Origin of the sequence: Bradyrhizobium sp. WU425, assembly GCF_021052305.1 — a bacterium.
Lineage (GTDB): Bacteria > Pseudomonadota > Alphaproteobacteria > Rhizobiales > Xanthobacteraceae > Bradyrhizobium > Bradyrhizobium canariense_D.
This window is the reverse complement of sequence record NZ_CP088089.1, coordinates 3182008-3200297: the sequence shown is the minus strand read 5'-3', so window position 1 is coordinate 3200297 and position 18290 is coordinate 3182008. Positions and strand designations below refer to the sequence as shown.

15 protein-coding genes are annotated in these 18290 nt (G+C 64.4%); 7 read left to right on the top strand and 8 right to left on the bottom strand.

Features of this window, described 5'->3' with window-relative positions; all coding sequences use genetic code 11:
- Positions 1–14 precede the first annotated feature (14 nt).
- The 3 genes from BcanWU425_RS15220 to BcanWU425_RS15210 are packed head-to-tail and all read right to left on the bottom strand — an operon-like array spanning position 15 to position 2066.
- Positions 15–620, bottom strand: coding sequence for a hypothetical protein (locus tag BcanWU425_RS15220; RefSeq protein ID WP_204511643.1), 606 nt, complete (start codon positions 618–620; stop codon positions 15–17).
- A complete protein-coding gene (locus tag BcanWU425_RS15215; RefSeq protein WP_085351050.1) occupies positions 613–1299 on the bottom strand; it encodes a hypothetical protein in 687 nt (228 codons plus the stop codon). Before BcanWU425_RS15215 ends, BcanWU425_RS15220 begins: the two co-directional genes overlap by 8 nt.
- Positions 1296–2066 (bottom strand): MotA/TolQ/ExbB proton channel family protein, encoded by a 771-nt coding sequence (locus BcanWU425_RS15210; protein ID WP_085351049.1) that lies wholly within the window; start codon positions 2064–2066, stop codon positions 1296–1298. The genes BcanWU425_RS15215 and BcanWU425_RS15210 overlap by 4 nt, the downstream gene beginning before the upstream one ends.
- Before the next feature lie 179 nt (positions 2067–2245).
- Between BcanWU425_RS15210 and BcanWU425_RS15205 the strand changes: the two genes are divergently transcribed.
- The 3 genes from BcanWU425_RS15205 (at position 2246) to BcanWU425_RS15195 (ending at position 4720) form a co-directional block, all read left to right on the top strand.
- Positions 2246–3616, top strand: coding sequence for a sensor histidine kinase (locus tag BcanWU425_RS15205; protein ID WP_204511644.1), 1371 nt, complete (start codon positions 2246–2248; stop codon positions 3614–3616).
- A gap of 7 nt (positions 3617–3623) precedes the next feature.
- Positions 3624–4274 (top strand): response regulator, encoded by a 651-nt coding sequence (locus BcanWU425_RS15200; protein ID WP_204511645.1) that lies wholly within the window; start codon positions 3624–3626, stop codon positions 4272–4274.
- Between the two features lie 143 nt (positions 4275–4417).
- The gene (locus BcanWU425_RS15195; protein WP_018455556.1) at positions 4418–4720 is read left to right on the top strand and encodes a hypothetical protein; all 303 of its coding nucleotides are present in this window, start codon (positions 4418–4420) and stop codon (positions 4718–4720) included.
- Positions 4721–4777: 57 nt separating this feature from the next.
- Here the strand turns inward: BcanWU425_RS15195 and BcanWU425_RS15190 are convergent, their stop codons facing one another.
- Complete coding sequence (locus BcanWU425_RS15190; RefSeq protein ID WP_018455555.1) at positions 4778–5362, bottom strand: TetR family transcriptional regulator; 585 nt, start codon at positions 5360–5362, stop codon at positions 4778–4780.
- Positions 5363–5936: 574 nt separating this feature from the next.
- On the opposite strand from BcanWU425_RS15190, the gene purB reads away from it, so the two are divergent.
- Positions 5937–7244 carry an adenylosuccinate lyase gene (purB, locus tag BcanWU425_RS15185; protein ID WP_204511646.1) on the top strand — a complete coding sequence of 436 codons (1308 nt, stop codon included), beginning with the start codon at positions 5937–5939 and terminating at the stop codon, positions 7242–7244.
- A gap of 108 nt (positions 7245–7352) precedes the next feature.
- Positions 7353–8525, top strand: coding sequence for a M20 aminoacylase family protein (locus BcanWU425_RS15180; protein ID WP_204511647.1), 1173 nt, complete (start codon positions 7353–7355; stop codon positions 8523–8525).
- Between the two features lie 106 nt (positions 8526–8631).
- Here the strand turns inward: BcanWU425_RS15180 and BcanWU425_RS15175 are convergent, their stop codons facing one another.
- The 4 genes from BcanWU425_RS15175 to BcanWU425_RS15160 all read right to left on the bottom strand — a co-directional run bounded on the left by BcanWU425_RS15175 (position 8632) and on the right by BcanWU425_RS15160 (position 15856).
- Positions 8632–9957, bottom strand: a complete 1326-nt coding sequence (locus tag BcanWU425_RS15175; RefSeq protein ID WP_204511648.1) for an LVIVD repeat-containing protein — start codon at positions 9955–9957, stop codon at positions 8632–8634.
- Between the two features lie 124 nt (positions 9958–10081).
- The gene (locus tag BcanWU425_RS15170; RefSeq protein WP_018455551.1) at positions 10082–11890 is read right to left on the bottom strand and encodes a caspase family protein; all 1809 of its coding nucleotides are present in this window, start codon (positions 11888–11890) and stop codon (positions 10082–10084) included.
- 39 nt (positions 11891–11929) lie between these two features.
- A complete protein-coding gene (locus BcanWU425_RS15165; protein WP_204511649.1) occupies positions 11930–13783 on the bottom strand; it encodes a caspase family protein in 1854 nt (617 codons plus the stop codon).
- Positions 13784–13948: 165 nt separating this feature from the next.
- The gene (locus tag BcanWU425_RS15160; protein ID WP_204511650.1) at positions 13949–15856 is read right to left on the bottom strand and encodes an acyl-CoA synthetase; all 1908 of its coding nucleotides are present in this window, start codon (positions 15854–15856) and stop codon (positions 13949–13951) included.
- Positions 15857–16109: 253 nt separating this feature from the next.
- On the opposite strand from BcanWU425_RS15160, the gene BcanWU425_RS15155 reads away from it, so the two are divergent.
- The gene (locus tag BcanWU425_RS15155) at positions 16110–17201 is read left to right on the top strand and encodes a SecDF P1 head subdomain-containing protein (protein WP_085349424.1); all 1092 of its coding nucleotides are present in this window, start codon (positions 16110–16112) and stop codon (positions 17199–17201) included.
- 279 nt (positions 17202–17480) lie between these two features.
- Complete coding sequence (locus BcanWU425_RS15150; protein WP_027518831.1) at positions 17481–18287, top strand: Crp/Fnr family transcriptional regulator; 807 nt, start codon at positions 17481–17483, stop codon at positions 18285–18287.
- Positions 18288–18290: the final 3 nt, after the last annotated feature.

Below are 18290 nucleotides of genomic sequence, written 5' to 3'. Positions count from 1 at the left end.
CGATGGTGAAGAGCCTATTGCTCGTCCTTCGGCGGCATCCGGGGCGGCGGCAACGGCGTGAACACGGCGCCCTGCGCGCCGGCCGGTGGTGCCAGGAATTCGCCGGTCGAGGAATCGCCTCCGCTCGTCTCCATGATGGTCTTGGGCGTCACATATTCCCGGACCATGTCGATGAGGCTGCCATCGCCGCCGCCGAAATCGGCGGCCCGGCCGCCTTGCGGATGTCCCAGCGCGATCTCGTTCTCCGCCGCATGGGTCTTGTCGGCCAGCCTGTCATTGTAGGGCACACGAAAGGCGCGCGGGATGCCACTCGGCCGATTGTCCTCGTCGAGCTGCTCGACCCAGAGATAGATCGAGCCGGGATCGCCCTCCAGCGAATGCGGCTCGACGATGCGGGCCTTCAGCAGCTTGAACGAGGCCGGCAGCCGATCGGCGCTGGCCCAGCCGAGCAGCCCGCGCATCTCGGTGAAGCTGACGACATAGAACGCACTGGTCACGACCACCGCGACCGCCTTGAACGACCAATGCAGCCGCGCATAGACCAGAACGACCAGCAGCAGCGCACCGATGACGGCGTAGGCTATCGATAGCGTGAGGATGACCGTTTGCAGGCTAGTCACGGCGCACCCTCACAGCGTTCTTGCTCACGCCGGTGCTCGGGTCGAGATCGGCGCCGTTGCGCCAGCCGCTGCGAAAGGTCTCCAGCAGCGATTTCGGCCGCTGGTCCACATTGACGACCTTGCCTTCGGCGTCGAGCCGGAACCGCACCGCGGTCTTCTCGTCGCCGGTGTGATCGACCGTGAACTTGTTATCGAAGATCACCTGCGCCGTCGGATTGAGTTTTTGCACCTTCACATTGGCCGTCACAGGCTCGCCGGTCGTAGCCACGAAATGTGAGACATTGACGGTGTATTCGCCGGGAACGATGCCCCGCACCGTGACGATCTCTTCGCGGATCGGCGAGGCAATCTTTTTGCCGTTGACCATGATGAAGTCGTTGGCTCCGCCGCGATCGTCGCGGTCAAGCGTGAGGAAGCCGGCCTCGCGGTGGCGATACCAGGCGATATTGCCCACGGGATCCTGCACGAACAGGTCGAGATCGTCGGGATGGCTGTCGGGCCAGTCCAGCGTGATCATGAACTCGGCCTTGGAGTCGATCTTGCCGTCCTTGGCGTCCGGCGAGACCGCGAGCAGCGCGAGGAAGAACAGGAAAGCGATCACCTGGAGCGCCTTGAACAGCATCACGCCCAAGGGATCGAACGGCTCCTCGCGCGGATAGAGACCGAAATCATCCATCATGTCGCGATTCCAGCGCCCTTACGTTCCAGCACCGGCGTCACATAGGTCTCGGTCAGCACCACCGCATCCGAGAACACCTTCTGGGTCGCGGCATCCAGCATGTAATACTGGATGCGGACCAGGATCGAACCGACGAGGCCCGCCAGCGTCGTGTACATCGCGACCGCCATGCCGTCGCTCATTAGTCCCATCGATGATCGCATCGCGACCTTGTCGGCGGCATCCAGTCCCGCGATCGGCGCCAGCATGATGATGAAGCCGACGATGGTGCCGAGCAGGCCGAGCTTCATCAGCGTATCCGAGACGAAGGCCCCGAAGCCGTTGGAGCCGCGCAGCCGGTCGGCGAGCGTTCGCAGCAATAGCGTCTGGTCGACGGGGCGGTAGTCCTGCGCCGCGGCCTTGGTCACGAGGCTCTCAATGTGGTCCCGCACCAGCCCGCGCGGCAGCGCGGCAGCGCCGACGTCGAGCGCCCTGCCGCCCTCGGGGGCCGCAAGCACCGCGCGGCAGCGCCTTGCCGCCGCGCCCTCGCGGGCAATGGCCCGCGTGCGCAGGAAGCAGTGACCGCAGGTGAGGACATAGAGCAGCGCGATCACGCTGGAAATGTAGGTCCGATCTGAGGTCAGCATCAGGCGGATCAGGCCGAACCGCCACAGCAGCACGACGGCGAAGATCGAAAGCCCGGTGAAGATCATCCAGAACAGGAGCGCACTGCGCTCGGATGGGTCGGCAGCAGGCCCCGCGATTGGCCCAATCGTCATCGAACTCATGCTGCACCGCTCCTGGCCGTGAATTCCGCCCATTAGATCAAAGCCGCCGCCCCCCGTCCAAAGAGCCATGCCCAATCCGGCTTGGGAAATTTGCCCGAGCTGCCATCTTGCCGTGCCTCGCAATTGGCAAGGCGCGGCGGCGTTGTTAGGCTGACCTTAGCAAACTTTGGGGTGATCGCATGCGCCTTGTGCTTCAGCTTGTCGCCCGTCTGTTTCTCATCGTCGCGCTCTGCCTTGGGGCGGCGACGATCTGGGCCACGTTCGACGCCTATCGCAGCGTCGACCGGGCAACTGCGGCCTCGGCGCAGCGGGTCGCCCAGGCGCTTCAGGCCCTGTATTGGCACGAATTCCTGTTGCGTAGCAGCAGAACACGCGAGCAGCTTCTGCCGGTTCCGGAGTGGCGCACGCTGGAGACGATGAAGCTGATCTCGCCCGGCGTCTGCGTCGAATTCCAACCGGCCATCGCATTCGAAAAGCCGCTCTGCGGCCAGAGCGAGGGGCTGGGCAAGACGCCGCCGCGCTGGTTCGCGTCGATCGTGCCGACCTTCCTCGGCAGCCATGCCGAAGTGATACGGCCCGTCAGTCCCCGCGCGGCGACCGCCGGAACGGTGGTCGCGACGCCGGATGAAACGGCCGCCATTTCGCTCGCCTGGGAGTACATCCTCAACGTGATCGACGTCGCGCTTTTGATGGCGGCGGCGATCGCGCTGCTGGCCTCGCTCGCGATCGCGCATGCGCTGGCGCCGGCGCGCACGATCGTCACGGCCTTGCAGCGCATGGCCCGCGGCCATTATCGCACGAAACTGCCGCGCTTCCGCTCGATGGAGCTGGCGATGATCGGCAGCGCCGTCGGCGAGCTCGGCGGCCGGCTGGAGGAGGCGACCGAACAGCGCGCGGCGCTGACGCGGCGCCTGATCGAGATCCGCGACGACGAACGCTGCGCGCTCGCCCGCGAGCTGCACGACGAGTTCGGACAAAATCTCTCGGCCATCCTCGCCTTCGCCAACACCATCGAAACGGCGAGCACGAAGGCAGATAAGCGCGACGACATCGTGCAGGACGCGCGGATGATCTCGCAGGCCACGCATCATCTGATGGCCTCGCTGCGCGACGCGCTGAAGCGCCTGCGCAATCCTCTGCCCGCCGAGCTTGGGCTGGAGGCGAGCCTCGTGAATTTGGTGGATAGCTGGCGCTCGCAGAGCTCGGCGCGGCCGACGATCCAGCTCGATCTCAAGGGCGACCTCACCGACATCAGCGGCCCGGCCGCTATCACGGCCTATCGCGTCGCGCAGGAATGCCTGACCAACGCGTTGCGCCACGGCGCGGCACGCGAGATTTCGCTCAGCGTGGAACGGCGCGCGGGCGACGACGATGCATTGCTGATCCGTGTCGACGACGATGGCGGCGGCGACGCGGCACGCGTCAAGCAGTCGGCCGGCTTCGGCCTCACCGGCATCTGCGAGCGCGTCGCAGCGGCCGGTGGATCATTCTCGATCCTGCCCGCCCGAGGCGGACTCAGCGTCGCCGCCACCATCCCGCTCGCCGCATGAGGCCGGCATGAACGAGATTACGGCAACGGGCATTTCCGTGCTGCTGGTCGACGACCATCCGATCGTGCGGCAAGGCTATCGGCGCGTGCTGGAAAGCCAGGGTGATCTGCATGTCGTGGCGGAAGCCGACAACGCTGCGGATGCCTACAGCGCCTTCAAGGCGAGCGATCCTGATGTCGTCGTGCTTGATATCTCGATGCCCGGCGCGAGCGGACTGGAAGCCATCCGCAACATCCGCGCGCGCAGTCCGCGGGCGCGCATCCTCGTCTTTACCATGCACAACGAAGCCGTTCTGGTGAAGGCAGCCTTCAGCGCCGGCGCCAGCGGCTTCGTCACCAAGAGTAGCGAGCCGTCCGCGGTCGTGTCCGCGATCCGCAGCGTTGCCCGCGGCGAGCGCGCCATGAGCGACGACATCGCGCACATCTTGGCCGAGGACAGTCTGTCGGCGGGCTCGGCGCTGGATCAATTGGGAGAACGCGAGATCGAGATCCTGCGCCAGTTCGCCGGCGGTGCCACGACCGAACAGATCGCTGCGCATCTCAATCTCAGCGTCAAGACGGTGCAGAACTATCACTATCTGATCAAGACCAAGACCGGCGCGCGCACGGATGCGCAGCTGGTGCGGCTGGCAGCCAATTGTGGACTGACGAAGATCTAGATGTTTGCCCCTCCCTGGAGGCAGGCGCACGGAGCCATCCTCCGCATGCGGGCGTCTCCCAGGTATATTTCGACCGCCTTGCGATGCGGATTGGAACGGAGGCCATCGAACTCCAGTTAGTACCGCAGTGAAGGAGTTCCGCCATGAGTAAGGCTATCCGCGAAGCTACCTATCCCGCGCTCATCACTGTCGGCGAGCTCATCGATGAACTCTGCCGCTTGCCAGACACAGCAACCATTCGATTCCACTGCCCCATGCTCGAACAGGAGCTTGCATTCTACAGGCTTCGAAAGCGGGCGAAGGACCTCGTCGAAATTGAAGTCAATGCGTATCCGGAAAGCCCGCCGGTCGTGCCATTGGCGGGTACCGCTCTTCGTGCGCGGAAAAAGTCCCACCATCCGCGTTCGCTTCGCGATGGTGCCCTCGCCCACAAGGTCGACGGATAAAAGCGCCGCCCATGCGGACGATCGAACGGCTTTGGAACAGCGCGTGGAGTATTCGGCCTACGCCTTCAGCCCGCGCAATACCAGCGCCAGCGTCGCATCGACACGCGCCGAGAGATCGGCATCCTTCCACTCGTCGGCATGGGCCGGATGGTGAAAGCGGACTGTGGCATCGAAGATCGCACGCGCGGTGGTCTTGACGTCATCGACGGCGAACACGCCCTGCGTCACGCCGTCGGACAGGATTGCCGCGATCTGGTCGATCATGGTGTCCTTGTGACATTTGACGGCCGCGCAGGCTTCGCGCGCCAGGGTCAGATAAGTGTCGAACATCTCGGGGTCGTCGAGCACACGCGAACGTTTGGCGGCGAACAGCGTGCGCAGCCAGCGGTCGAGCCTGTCAGGCGCCGGGCCCTGCTCCTTGGCAATCGCCAGCAGCGGCGCGTCGATGCGGTCAAGCCAGCGTTTGGCAACCGCTTCGCGCAGCGAAGCCTTGCTCGGGAAATGGCGATAGACGCTGCCATGGCTCACATCGAGCGCACGGGCAACGTCGACCACGGTGGCTTTGGCCAGTCCGTAACGCCGCAGCACGTCCTCGGTGACTTCGAGGATCCGCTCCGGCGTCAAGATAACGGCTTCGTTCATGCCAGCACCATGTTCCCGTTGAGGGCTCAGTTACCCGGCGACAGAGCTGCTTCCGAAGCGCCCGTGCCGGTCGTTTCGGAAAGCTCTCGCCTTAATGAGGCAGTTTTGCAGCCTGCGCCGCGATCTGGCGCGCCACCAGTAAATTGAGCCAGTGCCCAATCGTCCCGGTCAAATTGATGATTTCGGTCGTCATTGTCGTAAGTCTCCAATCAATTGGCGGTCCCTGTTGTTCAATTGCGACCCTCAATCCCCCATCTGCTTGGGACGTCGGGCTCCCGGGATGCCGCCAGACGCCCAATTGGAGCGTCCGAGAACGGATATACACGTCTCGCTGACAGATTTCAATATCTGTCAGTCAATGATCCGTGATTGACAGTTAATATCTGCGGCCCCGGGGCACGTTCCGCTCATCGCGCGCCGCGGCCGGCCGATGCCCCCACCCAGCCCAATCATCCCCCGCTACGTTGCCGGTGCCGTTTGTTTCGCTCTCCCCGCTCTGCTAAGTCACGGCGTAAAAAGCATTTTGGCAGGTCGCCCCTTCTGGGTCGCCCGCCCACCTTCCTGGAGCAGTCCAATGATCCCCCGCTATACCCGCCCGGAAATGGCCTCGATCTGGGAGCCGCAGACCCGGTTCAAGATCTGGTTCGAGATCGAGGCGCATGCGGCGGACGCCCTTGCCGAGCTCGGCACGATTCCCAAGGAGGCCGCCAAAACGGTCTGGGCCAAGGCCAAGGACGCCACTTTCGACGTCGCCCGCATCGACGAGATCGAGCGCGAGACCAAGCACGACGTCATCGCCTTCCTCACCCACCTCGCCGAGATCGTCGGCCCCGAAGCGCGCTTCGTCCATCAGGGCATGACCTCCTCCGACGTGCTCGACACCTGCCTCAACGTCCAGCTCACTCGCGCCGCCGACCTGCTGCTCGCCGACCTCGACAAGGTGCTGGCGGCGCTGAAGAAGCGCGCCCTCGAGCACAAGATGACGCCGACCATCGGCCGCAGCCACGGCATCCATGCCGAACCCGTGACCTTCGGCCTCAAGCTCGCTTATGCCTATGCCGAATTCTCGCGCGCCAGGGAGCGCCTGATCGCGGCGCGGAAGGAAGTCGCCACCTGCGCCATCTCTGGTGCGGTCGGCACTTTTGCCCAGATCGACCCGCGCGTCGAACAGCATGTTGCCAATGCCATGGGCCTCGTCCCCGAGCCGATCTCGACGCAGGTCATCCCCCGCGACCGCCACGCGATGTATTTCTCGACGCTCGGTGTGATCGCTTCCTCGGTCGAGCGTTTCGCGGTGGAGATCCGCCACATGCAGCGCACCGAAGTGCTGGAAGCCGAGGAGTTCTTCTCCGAAGGGCAGAAGGGTTCGTCCGCGATGCCGCACAAGCGCAATCCGGTGCTCTCGGAAAACCTCACCGGGCTGTCGCGCATGGTGCGCGCCTATGTGACCCCGGCGCTGGAGAACGTCGTGCTCTGGCACGAGCGCGATATCTCGCACTCCTCTGCCGAACGCATGATGGGCCCCGACGCGACCGTGACGCTGGACTTCGCGCTGGTCCGCCTCGCCGGCCTGATCGACAAGCTGCTGGTGTACCCCGCCAACATGCAGAAGAACCTCGACCGCCTCGGCGGCCTCGTGCATTCGCAGCGCGTTCTGCTGGCGCTGACGCAGAAGGGCGCAAGCCGCGAGGACGCCTACAAGCTCGTGCAGCGCAACGCCATGCCGGTCTGGCGCGGCGAGGGCGACTTCCTCCAGCTCCTGAAGAAGGACGCTGAAGTGAAGAAGTATCTCACCGACGCCGAAATCGACGAGCAGTTCGACCTCGGCTATCACTTCAAGCACGTCGACACGATCTTCAAGCGCGTGTTCGGCGAAAGCTGAGCGTCATTCGTAGCCCGGGTGAGCGCAGCGACACCCGGGACTTTTCCCACAAAAAATCCCGGATTTCGCTTCGCTCATCCGGGCTACAAATCAAGGCGGACCTCCCTCATGCCCATCGTCAACCGCGTTGCCGCCCTCTCCGACGAAATGGCCGCCTGGCGCCATGACTTCCACGAGAATCCGGAGCTGCAATACGACGTCCACCGCACCGCCGGCATCGTCGCCGACCGCTTGCGCGAGTTCGGCTGCGACGAGGTGGTGACGGGCATCGGCCGCACCGGCGTCGTCGGCGTGATCCGCGGCCGCAAGTCCGCCTCGGGCAAGACCATTGGCCTGCGCGCCGACATGGATGCGCTGCCGATCATGGAGACGTCGGGCGTACCCTATGCCTCCAAGGTCCCCGGCAAGATGCACGCTTGCGGCCATGACGGCCACACCGCGATGCTGCTCGGCGCCGCCAAATACCTCGCCGAGACGCGCAATTTCGACGGCACGGCCGTGGTGATCTTTCAGCCCGCGGAAGAAGGCGGCGGCGGCGGCAAAGCCATGGTCGAGGACGGGCTGATGACGCGTTGGAATATCCAGGAGGTCTATGGCATGCACAACATGCCGGGCCTGCCCGAAGGCCATTTCGCGACCACACCCGGCGCGATGCTCGCCTCCTCCGACAACATCCAGATCACGGTGCACGGCAAGGGCGGCCATGCCGGCGCGGGTCCGCACAAGTCCATCGACAGCGTGCTGATCGGCGCTCAGATCGTCAACGCGCTGCAATCGATCGTCGCGCGCAACGTCGATCCGCTCAAATCGGCCGTCATCTCGATCACGCAATTCCACTCCGGAACCGCCTTCAACATCATTCCGGAGGTCGCCGAGCTCGGCGGCACCGTGCGCACGCTCGATCCTGAAGTGCGCGATCTCGTCGAGCGCCGCATCGGCGAGGTCGCCGAGAGCGTCGCCCGCGCCTATGGCGGCTCGGCCGAAACGAAGTACATGCGGATGTATCCGGTGACGATGAACCATGCGCGCGAGGCCGGCCTTGCCGCCGACGTCGCCCGCGACATCGTCGGTGCCGAGCGCGTCAACGACAAGTTCATTCCCATGATGGGCGCCGAAGACTTCTCCTTCATGCTGGAAGCGCGCCCCGGCGCGATGATCCTGGTCGGCATGGGCGACGGCAACGAGTGCCACCACCCGGCCTACGTCTTCAACGACAACATCCTCGGCCACGGCGCGTCGTATTGGGCGCGCCTGGTAGAGACGCGGATGCCGGCGGGTTAGTGCAGGTCTCGCCGGGTGGGCAAAGCGAAAGGGTGCCCACCACAAACTTCTCCGCTGCAAATGGTGGGCACGGCGCTTCGCGCCTTTGCCCACCCTACAACACCGCTCATCCCTGATATTGCAGCACGTGCATGCCGGCGTTCCAGTCGGAGACGAACATCAGCCCGTCAGGCCGGACATAGGCGTCGCAGGTTTTGGCCGCGAGCGCGACGTTCGGGCGCGGATCGATGAGCTTTTTCGGTGTCGGCGGCACCCAATACGCGATCTCCTTCGGTGCGAAGGCGTCCCTGACGTCGAACACCCTGACGCCGGCATTGTTGTAGGTTGCGAAGATCGTCTCCTCGCTCTGGAACGAGCCCGGGCGGTTCTCGTGCAGATTATGCGGACCGAAGGTGCCGTTCGTGCAGAAATCGCGGTCGCGCGGGGTCGGCAGGGTCGCGATCGGCACCGGATTTGCCGGCGCGCGCACGTCGAGAACGAATGTATGGAACAGCCCCTTGGCGCAATTGTCCGCGTTCGCTTCGTCGGCGACGATTGCGAGCTGTCGCTTGGGCAGCGGCAGCGGCGTATGCGTCCCGCCGGCGAAGGGCGGCGACCAGTTGATGTGGGACAGCAGCTTTGGATTCACGGGATCGCCGATGTCGTGAATGGTGAAGCCGCCATCGCGCCAGGCAGCATAGCCGCGATCACCCGCCGTGATCATGTGATGGAGCGCAAAGCGCTTGCCCTTCGGCGTTGCCGGCTCGCCGGCCGCACGGTTCATGCCCGGCAGCCACCATTTCGCGACGATCTCCGGCTTGGTGATGGTCTTGAGATCGACCACGCAAAGGATGTGGTCGGTGAACCCGTCGAGATGCGCCGATACATAGGCATAGCGGCCGCCCGGCCACCACAGCCGATTGATGCCGAAGCCGGGCATTTCGAGGAATGCGATTTCGCGCATCTCGTTCGGTTTCGATATGTCGTGGATCGACAGCCCACAGCGGAATTTCTTGGCCTTGGTGATGCTGTCGACCAGCGTGTTCTCGAAATAGCCGCGCATATTGTCGTAGGACTGCATCGCGACGATGTTGGCGCCGTTTGCAAGCAGCAGCAGGTCTTCCGCCACCTGTAAATGGTGGGTGCGAGTGTATTGTCCCGCGGTGAAGAAATTGACCGGCTTCAGCGCACGCGGATCGGATGCGTCCAGGACCGTCACGCCGTCGCTGAACATATGTCCGACATAGACATGCTGCCGGTTGAACATCACCTGCACACTGTCGGGCCGTCCGCCGATGTCGCTGTAGGAGATGTGCTTGATGCCCTTGCCGATGCCCTCGGAGGGAATGTCTGCCTCCGAAGCCCTAGCGCATCTCGACCACCCAGGCAGCGCGGCGGATCCGAGCACGGCCGACAATTGCTGAAGGTGACTGCGGCGCGAGAGCTCAAGCATCGGTTTTCCCCATTTTTTTGGGAATGATGCTCGCTTGCGGCGGGGCACGCAAGCCTCGTGTCGCCTGCCCTCACCTCAACCGCAGACGTGTCTGGTCCGGCCGGACATCACCGCTGCCTGGCCCTCAGTTGCAGACCTCGCCGGTGATCTTGGCGCTGGCGTTCGCATTGGGCACCGGCCCGAGGTGACAGCCCTTTGCGACCGGTCTGCATCCGGCGTTGTTGCAGATCATCTGCCCGGAGGACTGCGACTTCGGAGCCGCGGACTCCGCCTCCTTGCGGTCCTGGTCGCGCCTCTTCGAATCCTCGCGCGTGACCACCGGCTTCTTCTCCGGCACCTTCTCGCATTCATTGTCATCGCCGACGTGATAGCCGGCGCGGCAGGTGATCTTCGCGCATTGATCGCCGTCGGCCTTGAAGCCGAAATTGCATACGAGCGGACAGACGCGTCCTGGCTTCGCCTTCAGCGCATCGAGCGCGTCGACGCTTGCAAGCTTCGCGTCGAGTTGGGTGCCGGCATATTTGTTGAACAGCGTCAGCGAGCGTTGCGATGCGGCGTTCCAATCGCCGTCAGCGGCGGCCGAAAGACAGCCGACGCGGCGCAGCTCGCTCTGAACGGATTTCGCGAGATCGCCGGGCGGCGGGGAGCTTGGCGGCGGCGACAGCGCGGCGACCTTCCTGCTTTCGGCATCAGCCGCCTGCTTGTCCGCCGCCTGCTTCGTTGCGGCCTCCGTCGCCGCTTTCTCGAGCGCCCGCTTCTCCGCGAGCGACTTGGCCGCGGCAGCTTCCGCCGCCTTGCGATCTCGTTCGGCCGCCTCCGCCTTGGCCTGCTCGATCTGCTTGGCTTTCTCGGCCGCGATCCTCGCCTCTTCCGCGGCTTTGGCAGCTGCGGCGGCTTTCTCCTGCTCGGCCTTCTGGGCTCGTTCGGTCGCGAGCCTCGCCTTCTCCTGTTCGGCCAGACGCGCCTTCTCGGTCGCCACCGTGCGATCCTCCTCGGCGGCAATCTTCTTCAACTGCACACGAGCGAGGTTGGCGTAAAAGCCGTCCGGATAGGTCTGGAGGAATGCTTCCCAGGCTTCGCGCAGGCCGGCCTGAAGCGCCAGCTCGTAGTCCTTGCGCACACTGTCCTGCGGGTTCGCCTGCGGACCTGCTGCGGCGACTGGCCTCAGCGGCACCAGCGGCACGTCGCTGCCGCCCAGGGAGCCATAGACATACGGCTCCTGCTTGTTGCCGGTCTTCTTCAAGACGTCGTCACGGACAAAACCGAATGCCTTGCGCAAGTCGAGCCCGGGCTTCGGGAGATGATCGGTCAGCGCGACCGCGAACGGGCTGTTGCGGGAGTCGCCGTCCGACGCCGTCGATCCCGCCTTGGCCGCAAAGGCGATCATCGTGTTCGGACTGGTCGGCTCGACCTTGGCAAGCCCGCCGCCAATCGCGCGCGAGGCCAGCGTGCGCTTCATCGTCTTGGCGAACGGGTTGTCGCGGCACGCGTCGAGAATGACCAGACGAAGCTGCTTGGCCGGTTCGACCGCATACAGCGCGCGATCCAGCGCGACCGTCTCGTCGAGGACGTCGCCATCGGTTTCCAGCATGGCATCGGTCGGAACGAGATAGTTGCTGCCGTCCAGCTCGATGCCATGGCCGGCATAGTAGATCACCGCCATGTCGGCATCGCGCGTCCTGGCCGCGAACTCGCGCAACGATCGCCGCATTTCGCTGGCGTTGAGATCCAGCCTGACCTCGACCGTATCGAAGCCTGCGTTCCTGAACATGCTGCCTACAAGCCCGGCGTCATTCACCGGGTTGGCGAGCCGCGGCGCGTTCTTATAGGCGGAATTGCCGATGACGAGCGCAACGCGCTTGTCGGCCTGGGCCGATCCGCACCCCAGCCAAAGACCGAAAATCAACAGTGAAAGAGATCGCAAGACGATCATGAAACGCCGAGCCTTTTACGGGCGATTGCCTGTGACACCCTAATTGCAGACCTCGAAGTTGCCGCCTGTGGCTGTATTCGAACTAACCCTGCCGGGGATCGTCCCGCTGACAAGCCGACATCCCTTTTGCACCGGGCGACATCCCGTCGAGCTGCAAATAATCTGTCCACTCGCCTCAGGCCTGGACGGCGAAGATTCGCTTGCCTTCCGGTCCGTATCCCGCCTCCGCGAATCCTCACGCGTGGCGACCGGCTTCTTCTCCTGAATCTTTTCGCACTCGTTGTCATCACCGACGCGATAGCCGGCGCGGCAGGTAATCTTCACGCATTGATCGCCGTCGGCCTTGGAGCCGAAATTGCAAATGAGCGGGCAGACGCGTCCCGGCTTGGCTTTCAGGGCATCGAGCGCGTCGGCGCTGGCGAGCTTGGCATCGAACTGAGTACCGGCGTATTTGTTGAACAGCGCCAGCGAGCGCTGCGAAGCTGAATTCCAGTCGCCGTCCGCAGTGACGGACAGGCAGCCGACGCGGCGCAGTTCGCTCTGGAGTGATTTCGTCAGATCAGCCACCGACAATGTGGATGCCGGCGCCGGCGCAAGGGCTGCAACTTTCTGCTCGACCTCAGGCATCTGCCGATCGGCCGCCGGTTTTACCGCCTGCTCCGCCTTCTCGGCGGCCTGCTTGGCGGCAAGCTCGGCCCTGGCCTTCTCCGCTGCCTGCTTCTCGGCTTGTGCTTTTGCCGCGGCAGCCTCAGCCAGTTTGCGCTGGTGCTCGGCCGCGTCCGCCCTTGCCTGCTCGATCTGCTTCTGCTTCTCCGCCGCGACCCGGGCATCTTCGGCGGCCTTGGCAGCCGCGGCCGCCTTGTCCTGCTCGGCCTTCTGGGCGCGTTCGGCAATGAGCCTTGCCTTCTGCTGCTCGGCCGCGTTCGCTTTTTGCTCGGCCGACGCGCGCGTCTCTTCAGCAGCGATCTTGTTCATCTGGCCCTTGGCCAGATTGGCATAGAAGCCTTCGGGATATTGCGCCAGGAAGGCTTCCCAACCGTCGCGCGTGGCAAGCTGCAGCGCGAGCTCGTAATCCCTGCGAATCGAATCCTGCGGATTTGCCTGCGGACCGGTTGCAGCCGGCTTGGCAGAAACCAACGGCACGTCATCGCCGCCCAGCGAGCCATACACGAAGGGCTCCTGCTTGTTCCCGGTGCTCCTCAGCACGTCGTCGCGCACGAATCCGAACGCCTTGCGCAAATCTAGGCCCGGCTTGGGCAAGTGCTCGACCAGCGCGGTGGCGAACGGGCTGTTCCTCGAATCGCCGTCGGACGCAGTCGAACCGGCCTTTGCCGCGAAGGCGATCATGGTGTTGGGGCTGGTCGGCTCGACCTTGGCGAGTCCGCGTCCGATCGCGCGCGAAGCCAGCGTTCGCTTCATGGTCTTGGAAAACGGATTGTCGCGGCAGGCATCCAGGATGATCAGGCGCAGCTGTTTGGCCGGCTCTACCGCGAACAGCGCGCGCTCCACCGGGATGGTCTCGTCGAGTACGTCGCCATCCGTCTCCAGCGTCGCGTCGATCGGAATGAGATAGTTGGTGCCTTCCAGCTCGATGCCGTGGCCGGCGTAATAGATCACCGCCATATCGGCATCGCGGGTCCTGCCGGCGAACTCGCGCAACATGCGCCGCATCTCGCTGGCGCTGAGATCCAGCCTGACATCGACGGAATCAAAGCCCGCCTTCTTGAACATGCCGCCGACCAGAGTGGCATCGTTGACGGGATTGCCGAGCTTGGGCGCGCTCTTGTAGGCGGAATTGCCGATGACAAGCGCCACCCGCCGGTCCGCATGGGCTGGTCCGCAGGCGAGGCCAATGGCCAAAATCAACAAAACAAATATCCGAAACGGAATCACTTGCGTCCCCCCGGATGCAATTCCACGAGACTATTCGGACCATGGCTTAATTACCAATTCTTCCTATGTGATACTTGTCACATAAGGGGCTCTATCGGGGTATGGATGATGCGGCGAAGCGTCGCCCTGCTCTGGAGCTGACGCCAAAGCCGTCTGTTGAGCCCGTTACATTTGCACCACCTCGTGGCGCATCACGAACGGTGCAAGCAGTGCGTGCACCTCGCTCGCAACCGCCTCGCGCTGATCCGCCGGCAGGCCCGCGAGCGTCACGGTGGCGATCGAACCGTGGCTGCCGTGGGCGCCGACCCTGACCTTGCAGTCGATGCCGCGCTCAGTGAGCGGCGTCAGCACCTTCGTGAACACGCGCTGGGCTGCGTCCCAGCGCAGCTGCGGCTTGAACACTTTGCCGACGCCCGTCACCGGCATCGGATCGATCGGGATGACCTGTACGGGAACGGCGGCGCGCTCCGGCGTACGCTCGCGCACCCATGTCTCCAGCTCGCCCGGCTCGACAGTCGCGCCCGGCTTCAGCTGCACGTAACCGACCGGCAGCTCGCCGGCATAGGCGTCGGGTTGGCCGACCACGGCGGCAAAGCCGACGGCGGCATGCCGGAACATGATCTCCTCGATCGGCGCCGGATCGATGTTGTGGCCCCCGCGGATCACGAGATCCTTGGCGCGGCCGGTGATCCATAGATAGCCGTCGGCATCGAGCCGGCCAAGATCGCCGGAATTGACCCAGACCTCGTCGACGAAGGCACCCTTGTTGTGCTCGTCGTTGAGATAGCCGCCGAACACGCCGGGCCCGGCCATGATGACGACGCCGATCTCATCCGGCGCGCAGTCGCGGATCAGCTTGCCCTCGGCATCGAGCTGGACGATGCGGACCCGCGCGTAAGGCATGGGAAGGCCGACCGAACCGAGCCGGATCGGCCGCGACCGATAGGCCAGCGTGTGCACGCTCGAGGTCTCGGTCATGCCGTAGACCTCGACGACCGGCAGCTTGAGCTTGTCCTGGATCGCAGACCCCACCGCGACGGGGATCGCGGAGCCCCCACCGGCTGCATATTTCAGGCTGGAGATGTCCGCATTGCCAGGCGGTACCGCGAGCGTCGCGGCGAGTACCGTGGGGACGCTCGACAGCGCCTCCGGCTTGAAGCGCTCGACCAGTTGCCAGATGTTCTTCACCGCACTCGGGTTGCGCCATCCGCTCGGCGACAGCACGACCAGCGAACCGCCAGCCGACAGCGTCGTCAGCACCTGCGTCAAGGAGCCCCCGACGTGAAACAGCGGCATGCCGAACAGCATGTTGGCGCCCGGCTTCGACTTCAGCAGCAGATTGAGCGCCCAGGCCTGATAGACCTGGTTGGCATGCGTGTGCCGCACCAGCTTTGGCGTGCCGGTGGTGCCGCCGGTGTGGAAATAGGCGGCGATGTCGCTGCCGAGAATCTTGCGTCCGCTGATAAGGCGGTCCGAAGGCTGCGGCTTGATGAGGTCGTTGAAGGCAAAGATTCCTCTCGCCGGATCGCCAGCACCGAACACCTGCACGATCGCCTTGAGCTGCTTGAGTTGCGGCCTGATCTGCTCGACTTTCTGCCAGATGTCGGTGCCCGGCATCGGCCCGAGCGCCACCAGGATTTTCGTATTCGCGGCCTCGAGGATCTCCGCGATCTGGTGCGGCTCCAGGAGCGGATTGACGGGATTGGCGATGCCGGAGGCTTCCGCGCCGAACAGCGTTACAAAGGCGTCCGGCACCAGCGGCAGCATGAAGCTGACGACGTCGCCCTTCTCCACGCCCAGCACGTGAAGCATGTTGGCGGCCTGCGTGACGCGCGCGATGAAGTCGCGGTACGTGACCACGACCGGCGTGTCGGCGGGATCGGCATTTTGCAGGAACTGGATCGCCGGCCCGTTGGGGTTGCGGACCGCACCCAGCCTGATGGCGTCATAGGTGCTGTCGGCCGCGACGCGATCGGCGTAAGGGACCTGCTCGAAGGCTCGAACCTCGGCGTCCGTCGCCAGGTCCGGATAGTCGCTGCCGATGAGCCGATCGAGCGCGTGGATGCCCGCCATGGAATTCCGTCCTCCCTCAGATGCATGTCCGCGCCCCCTGTCTTTTGACATTTTGGTTTGGCGTGGCCTCGACCGATGGGCCGGCCGAGCACGGGCAGAATGATGGATGATTTGGCGTTCGTCCATGACCTAACGGCCTCGGGCTGTGGTGAGAGGCTTTTGAACCTGCGCGCGCGATCCGGGGACCAAGAACTGGCATAGGACTCACATGCCGGCGTCCTCGCCAGCGCCCTGGCGCAAGACTGAGGTGATCATGACTACGCCCCCGCGGGATTGCGCTACCCGGCTGTTCATCGCGCTCGCCGTGACAGCGGGGATCATGACATCGGTGATCGCCCTGCCCCGCGCGGCACTCGCCGAGGACGGCCAGCTCGACAAGATGCGCGCCAAGATCTCGGCCTTCATCGGCGACAAGATGGAGAAGCTCGGCGGGTCACGCATCGTCTACAAGGTGGACACCGATGGCCTGCGCGAGAGCGTAGTCACGGATTTGCGCGACGACGTCTACAAGAACCTGCGCGAGGGCAAGATCGCCTTCTCCGGTCTTGCGATCCGCGACGGCGGCGTCGAGTTGAAGATTGCCGACGTCAAGGGCCGCGAGCAACTCGCGCGCAAGCTCGCGTCGGCCGCGGAAGGATTGCCGTCGCATGCACTCGCCGTGACCGACGGCGGCGGACTGGTCAGGCTCGTGCCGACCAATGCGGCATCCGCCGCGCGGTTGCACGAACTCGTCGAAGATGCCATCGCCATGATCGAGCAGCGTCTGAAGGAGGCCGGCGTCCAGCTGGCCAGCGTCCAGCCCGATGGGACCGACCGCATCCGCATCTTCCTGCCCGGTGTGATGGAGCCCGAGCGCGTCACCGCGGTCTTCGCCCGCAGGGTCAAGGTCGGCTTCCGCCTGATCGACCTCTCGGTGCCGCCGGAGCAGGCGCAATCCGGCACGCCACCGGCAGGCACGGAAGTCCTGCCCGGCTTCAAGGACAAGAGCCTTTATCTGGTCGCCAAGGACAGCGTGCTCGACGGCGACGACATCAGCTATGCGGGCCCGGGGTTTGCGAGCGCCACGAAAGAGCCGATCGCCTCGTTCCGCTTCAACGGCCGCGGCACGCGGCGCTTTGCCCACATCACCGAAGAGAATATCGCAAAGCCCTTCGCCATCGTGCTCGACGGCAAGGTGATCTCCGCCCCCATCATCCGCGAGCCCATCACCGGCGGCTCGGGCCAGATCTCCGGCAATTTCACCCTGGAGGAAGCAAACAGCGTCGCCATGCTGCTGCGCGCTGGTTCACTGCCGGGGCACCTCGGCTTGGTCGAGCAGGAGGTCGTGCCGCCCGCCAAGCCCTAAGGCGGGGGGATCGCCCCACGCCCACGCCTGGTCCCCCCTCGCCCGGTCGGCCGCCGAGGTCGACCACGCCGAGGCTCGTACCCACTGGCCCCCGAATCGCGGGCGCGCCACGGCCATATGCACCGCCAAACAGGCAATTGCCGAAACGCCCGATCAGGCTAAAATTTGTCTCTTGCGGCACGGCGGCCCAAAACTTCATTCAAGCGGTCGTCGTTCGATTTCGGCTATAGGTGTCGAGAATACCGACCGGGACTGAAGGCCTTACGCGGGGATAGTACCATGCCGTCCGGCAGCGCAGACATTTCGTCGATCCTCGACCGCATTCTCGAGGCGGCGACGGATAACCTCAGGATCGCGAAGATCCTGGTCCAGATGGGCCTCGATCCGAACAACGTCACCTATGACTCGATCTTCAATCGGATGCTGGAGATCTTCGTCCAGAACATCACGTTGGCCAATATGTTCGCCGCGGTCGGCGCCGGCTTCTTCGTCGCTACCCTTCTGATGCGGACCATGGTGCCGCTGCGCGTCGCCAACATGGTCGGCTGCGCGTTCTTCGCCGTCTTCGGCGCGCTCTCCGCCAACGTGTCGACCTTCCTGCTCTATCTCCTGCTGCTACCGATCAACGCCTTGCGCCTGCGGCAGATGCTCAAGCTCGTCAAGAAGGCGCGCCATGCAGCCGAAGGCGACATGTCGATCGAATGGCTCAAGCCGTTCATGACCGAACGCAAATATCGTCGCGGCGATACGCTGTTCAAGCTGCGCGATCCGGCCAACGAGATGTTCCTCACCGTCACCGGCAAGTTCCTGGTCAAGGAGATCAACATCGAGATCCTGCCCGGAACGCTCATGGGCGAACTCGGCTTCCTCACGCCGGACAACCGGCGCACCGGAACGGTCGAGTGCATCGAGGACGGCCAGGTGCTGACGATCACCTACGACCGGCTGCTCGAGATCTACTTCCAGGACCCGCAGTTCGGCTATTACTTCCTGGTGCTGACCAGCCAGCGGCTGCTGCAAAACATCGAGCGCCTGCAGAAGCAGCTGGCAACAGAGAGGGCCGCCACCACGAACAGGATCGCGTGAGCG